A 5,694-nucleotide genomic window follows, 5' to 3' on the forward strand; every position below is an offset into this window, starting at 1 on the left:
ATTGTAGGTCGGATTCTTGAATCCGACAAATGTATAGTCGGAAAAGTGAAAAAGTAGTATAGTGTCTTAACTTCAAAATGAGATTATTCTAAGCGGTACTCCTGACAAAATGTGTATCTCTAAGTCTCATTTTGAAGTTAAGGTACTATACAAGGCGGCGAGCCGCAGACAGTACAGATAGTACGGCAAGGCGAGCCAACGCCGAAATACTTTTTCAATTCTTCGACTATATAGCTCGAACAATGTCGGATACAAGTATCTCCGCTACCTCTTGAAAAGAAATTCATCAAAATTTCCTTACTGGTTGAAACCCCTCCCTTTAGGGAGGATAATCTTGTGGGAGAGGTGTAACCTCTTCCAATTCAGGGGAACACGTAGAGCGACGCTTTATGTGTCGCTCTGTGTGTTGAAACATTTTGCCATGAATTAAGCTTATGTCGCTTTAGCAAAGACTTCCTATAAAACATTTTGGTAAATGCTTACTCAAGGTTTTTTGCAAAGATATCAGACTTGGTATAATCTTGCGCTTGGCGCTTACGCGCCGTCTTTCCCATAGTGATAGAGGAGTGTATCTGATGAAAAAAGCATTAAGCGTGGCCATTTTGGCCGTTTTGGCAAGCAGCGCCAGTGCGGAAATGATATTTCGCCGCGGCAATGGCACCGAGCCGCAGATTTTAGATCCGCAAATTTCCGAAGGCGTGCCCGAATCGAATATTCAGCGCGATTTGTTTGAAGGCTTGGTGGCGGAAGATGCCGCAGGGGAATTGGTGCCGGGTTTGGCAAAATCTTGGGATATTTCTGCCGACGGCTTGGTCTATACCTTCCATTTGCAGGAACAGAATTGGACGGACGGCAGCCCTTTCACCGCAGAAGATGTGGTATTTGCCCTGCGCCGCCTCGTTGACCCTGCTACGGGTTCCAAATATTCCTTTATCGCTTACCCGATTAAAAACGCGAAAGAAATTACCGAAGGGGAAATCAAAGACAGCAGCGAATTGGGTGTCAAAGCCATTGACGCGCACACGGTGGAAATCACGCTGAATGCGCCGACGCCTTATTTCTTGGGCTTGCTCACGCATTCCTCCACGTATCCCGTGCCGAAAGCGGTCGTGGAAAAACACGGCAAAGAATGGACGCGTCCGGAGAACATCGTTTCCAGTGGACCTTTTAAAATGAAAGACTGGGTCTTGCAGTCTCATATCACGCTGGAAAAATCCGATACTTACTGGGATAAAGCGGCAGTGAAGCTCGATCAAGTGATTTTCTACCCCACCGAAGACCAAAACAGCGAGCTGAAGCGCTACCGCGCCGGCGAATTGGATTGGACAAATGAAATTCCTAATGACCAACTTAAATGGATTAGAGAAAACCTAGCGGAAGAATTGAAAATTGGCGATTATTTAGGCACTTACTACTACGGTCTGAATCTAAGCAAAGCGCCCTTTAAAGACAATCTGAAATTGCGCCAAGCCTTGAGTCTGGCGATTGACCGCAATATTTTGACGGAAAAAGTAACCGGCGCAGGCGAGAAAGCCGCTTATACTATTGTGCCGCCGAGTGTGATGCACTATGAGCATTATGTGCCGGAATACGCGAGCTGGCCGCGCGACAAGCAAATCGCCGAAGCGCAGCGTTTATACGCCGAAGCAGGCTACAGCAAAGACAATCCGCTGAAAGTGGAACTGCTCTACAACACTAGCGAAAACCATAAGAAAATCGCGGTTGCCGTTTCCGGCATGTGGAAGCAGGTCTTAGGCGTGCAAACGGAAATGACCAACCAAGAATGGAAAGTCTTTCTGCAAACGCGGCGCGAGAAAAATACGCAAATCTTCCGTGCCGGCTGGATTGGCGATTATAACGATCCCTATACCTTCCTTGAGATGTTCCAAGCAGGCAGCGGCTTAAATGACGTGGACTTCGCGCAAAGCGAATTTGACGAACTTTTGGCACAGGCGGCAAAAGAGCAGGATTTGGATGCGCGCGGCAAGATTTTACATCGGGCGGAGCAATTGTTTACCGATGATTTCGCGATTTTGCCGATTTACTCCTATGTCAGCAAACGCTTAGTCAAGCCCTATGTGAAAGGCTATGAAATCAATATTATGGATCACTCACGCTCCAAATATATCTATCTGGAAAAATAATCCTAACAACCGTCTCAGCCACGGATAAAAAACCCGCCTTGCGCCAATCCGCATCAAGGCGGGCAAGACGGCAAAGCCGCATTTGACCATTTAAGAAGCCTTTATGAAAAAACTCTTACCCCTATTATTACTTGCCGCCTTGGGCGCACAGGCAGAAAACGTGCTGCACCGCAGCAATGACGACGAACCCTCTACTTTAGACCCACAACTGGCGCAGGGCATGCCGGAAATGCACATTCTGCGCGATATGTTCTTGGGCTTGGTGGACGAAGCGCCCGACGCCTCTTTAATCGCTGGCGCGGCGGAGCGTTGGGAGATTTCCGAAGACGGACTGACCTACACCTTTCATCTGCGCGACGGCAAATGGTCGGACGGCACGGCGGTTACGGCGCAGGATTTCGTTTACGCTTGGCAGCGCGCGCTCGATCCTGCGGTGGGCAGCAAATACGCCTTCTTCCTCTATCCGATTAAAAACGCCAAAACCATCAATGAAGGCAATGCGGAAGTCGCCGCATTGGGCGCAGAAGCGATTGACGCACGCACCCTGAAAGTGCAACTGGAAAATCCGACCCCTTATTTCTTAGGCATGCTGACCAATGCAGTCGCCTATCCCGTGTCCAAAGCGGTGGTGGAAAAACACCAAAAAGAATGGACGCGTCCGGAAAACATCGTCAGCAACGGCGCATTTACCCTGCAAGAATGGCAGCCGCAGGCGCGCCTTGTATTAGCCAAAGCGCCGCATTATTTCAATGCCGATCAAGTGAGCTTGGACAAAGTCATCTATTATCCGGCGCAGCCTAATGCCGCCCTGCAACGCTACCGCGCTGGCGAATTGGATTTCACTTCCGACGTACCGGTAGAACAGCTGAAATGGGTGCGCGAAAACCTGCCGCAAGAACTGCATACCCACAGCCAATTGGGCGTGTTTTATTACGGCTTTAACCTGACCAAGCCGCCGTTCAAAGACAACATCAAATTGCGCGAAGCCCTGACCTTGGCGGTAGAGCGCGAGCCGATTGTGAAAAACATTACCGGCAGCGGCGAGGAACCCGCTTACAGCTTTGTCGTGCCGGGAGTGGATAATTACGGCGCTTCCTATCGCCCTGCCTATGCCGATATGCCGCGCGAAGAACGCATCGCCCGCGCCAAGCAACTGTATGCGGAAGCCGGCTATGGCAAAGACAATCCGCTGAAAGTGGAACTGCTGTACAACACCAATGAAAACAATCAGAAAATCTCCGTTGCCCTTGCCGCCATGTGGAAACAGACCCTCGGCGTAGAAACCGAGCTGATTAATAAAGAATGGAAAACCTATCTCAGCGACCGCCGCAGCTACAATACGCAAGTCTTCCGCGGTTCCTGGCTAGGCGACTATAACGACGCCAACACCTTCTTGGATTTATTCGTCAGCGGCGGCGGCTCTAACACCGTCGGCTTGGCAGACCCCGAATTTGACGCCCTGATTGCGCAAGCCGCGCAAACCCAAGACATGGGCAAACGTTCGGAAATCCTGCATCAAGCCGAAAAACGCCTGATTGATAATTTCAGCCTTATTCCCGTGTATTACTTTGTTTCCAAACACATGGTAAAACCCTATGTCAGCGGCTACGAAGCCAATGTCATGGATCACTGGCAAAGCAAATATCTGAAAGTCAACCGTCCGTAAATACGGACAAAGGCGGCGATAAGCCGCCTTTTTTGCTAAAGGCACAAATGAAACGGGGTAAGTTGATGCCTTATTATTTCAATCTTTGACTATGAGGACAATATGGACTTAATCGCTTATAAAACCATGCCGCAATGGGGTGCTGATGATCTTCCCAAGGCTTTTTTGCAGCATCACAATACCAAGGTCGGCACATGGGGGCATGTGCAGGTGCTGCAAGGCGAACTGATGTATTACGCCATGGACGAAGCCGGCAATATCCTTTCCGAAACGCGGCTCAATCCACAGAATACGCCGCTCTTTGTCGAGCCGCAGGCTTGGCACAAAGTCGCGCCGCTGAGCGAGGATATGCGGATGCAGCTCAGTTTTTACTGCGAAAAAAGCGACTATTTCACGAAAAAATACGGCATGACGGCGATTCATTCGGCGGTCAAACATATGCTCGATATCGTGCCGCCTTGCACAGTGCTGGATTTGGGCTGCGGACAGGGGCGCAATGCCCTGCCGCTAAGCTTGATGGGCTATCGCGTCAGAGCTGCAGATTATCAGCCCGCCGCCGTGGAGAGCATCGCGCGTCTTGCCGCGGAGATGCAATTGCCGCTGGATACCGTCGTCTATGATATTCATCAGGCCGATATTGCGGGCGAATACGACTGCATTATCTCTACTGTGGTCATGATGTTTTTACAGGCGGATAAAATCCCCGCCATTATTGCCGATATGCAGGCCAAAACACGCCACGGCGGCTATAATCTGATTGTCTGCGCCATGCACAGCGCCGATTATCCCTGCCATATGCCATTCAGCTTCACTTTTGCCGAAGGCGAGTTGCGCCGCTACTATCAAGATTGGCAACTGCATGTCTATGAAGAAGCGCCGGGCAAAATGCACGCCACCGATGCGCAAGGCAATCCGATTGAATTGACATTCGTTACGATGCTGGCGCAAAAGCATTAAAAGCTCGTTTTGTCGGGCATCGCATCGATGCGGCGCAGGTCTTCATCCAGCGAAGCGCAGCCGATTTTCTTTTTTACTACCGTATAGCCGCGGTCGAGATAGCTGCGCATTTCGTCTTGCAGTTTTTTGTAATCCTGCCCCGGATAGTAATATAGTCGAAGAATTGAAAAAGTATTACGGCGTTGGTTCGCCTTGCCGTACTATCTGTACTGTCTGCGGCTCGCCGCCTTGTACTACTTTTTCACTTCTCCGACTATAGCCGCCGGCGGCGTAAACGAAGATTTTCTTATTCACGCTGCCGCCGCCGAACCGCAATGGCGGATTGACATCGATATCGTTTTATGCCGCGGCGAAGCCTCAAGCTATAGCGAAGCCTTTTGGCAGCAAGTCAAAGCGCAAGCAAAATCATAACGTTTTATCACACTGTTTTTATAGGAGTCATTCATGTTCCAACAAAACCTTTGGCCTTTCCCTTTCTGCCCTTCACACAGCATAAAGGCAGGCAAACTCCTGATAAGTAATCCTATCTTGCGATACTTGAACTGCTCAAGCGCAGCCGAATGCCCTTTATTGCCGCATTAGGCTCGACCGGCAATTATGCCTATCTCAATCTTACCGACAGAATGCAGATTGAAACCTTTGCAAAACCCCAAAGCCATGCAAGCGGTTTGCACGCGCTTTGGGGGTTTGCAAAGGTTTCAAGCCTTCTTTTGGTATAGTTTCTTCAGATTAAAATGAGACAATAAAAATTTTCAAGATATTGAAAAATATTTCAATATCTTGTTTTAAGGCGTATCATTTTAATCTGAAGAGACTATAAAACTCCAAAAACTTTCTATACCGTTGATGTGTCTGCTGCCATAAGCAAATTCATTTTGTCCGTGATTAACCCGCAAATGCTTGCTATAACCCACATCAACCAATCCG

Annotated in this window: 4 protein-coding genes and 2 pseudogenes; 4 read left to right on the forward strand and 2 right to left on the reverse strand. The window is 49.2% G+C overall.

Going from position 1 to position 5,694, the window contains the following annotated elements; genetic code table 11:
• Window positions 1-575 precede the first annotated feature (575 nt).
• The 3 genes from ACJHVI_RS00975 to tehB all read left to right on the forward strand — a co-directional run bounded on the left by ACJHVI_RS00975 (window position 576) and on the right by tehB (window position 4,767).
• Complete coding sequence (locus tag ACJHVI_RS00975; protein ID WP_483182713.1) at window positions 576-2,144, forward strand: peptide ABC transporter substrate-binding protein; 1,569 nt, start codon at window positions 576-578, stop codon at window positions 2,142-2,144.
• Window positions 2,145-2,247: 103 nt separating this feature from the next.
• Entirely contained in the window at window positions 2,248-3,810 is a 1,563-nt protein-coding gene (locus ACJHVI_RS00980) for a peptide ABC transporter substrate-binding protein (protein ID WP_483182715.1), read from the forward strand.
• 102 nt (window positions 3,811-3,912) lie between these two features.
• Window positions 3,913-4,767, forward strand: coding sequence for an SAM-dependent methyltransferase TehB (tehB, locus tag ACJHVI_RS00985; RefSeq protein ID WP_483182716.1), 855 nt, complete (start codon window positions 3,913-3,915; stop codon window positions 4,765-4,767).
• Between the two features lie 17 nt (window positions 4,768-4,784).
• Here tehB and ACJHVI_RS00990 read toward each other — a convergent pair.
• Window positions 4,785-4,919 (reverse strand): annotated as a pseudogene (locus tag ACJHVI_RS00990) (mandelate racemase); the annotation flags it as partial.
• Window positions 4,920-4,959: 40 nt separating this feature from the next.
• Here ACJHVI_RS00990 and ACJHVI_RS00995 point away from each other — a divergent pair.
• On the forward strand, window positions 4,960-5,178 hold the full coding sequence (locus tag ACJHVI_RS00995; RefSeq protein WP_483182717.1) for a hypothetical protein: 219 nt from the start codon (window positions 4,960-4,962) through the stop codon (window positions 5,176-5,178).
• 407 nt (window positions 5,179-5,585) lie between these two features.
• Here the strand turns inward: ACJHVI_RS00995 and ACJHVI_RS01000 are convergent.
• Window positions 5,586-5,694, reverse strand: a pseudogene (locus ACJHVI_RS01000) (IS1595 family transposase); the annotation flags it as partial.

The sequence above is a fragment of the Suttonella sp. genome, from assembly GCF_056855035.1.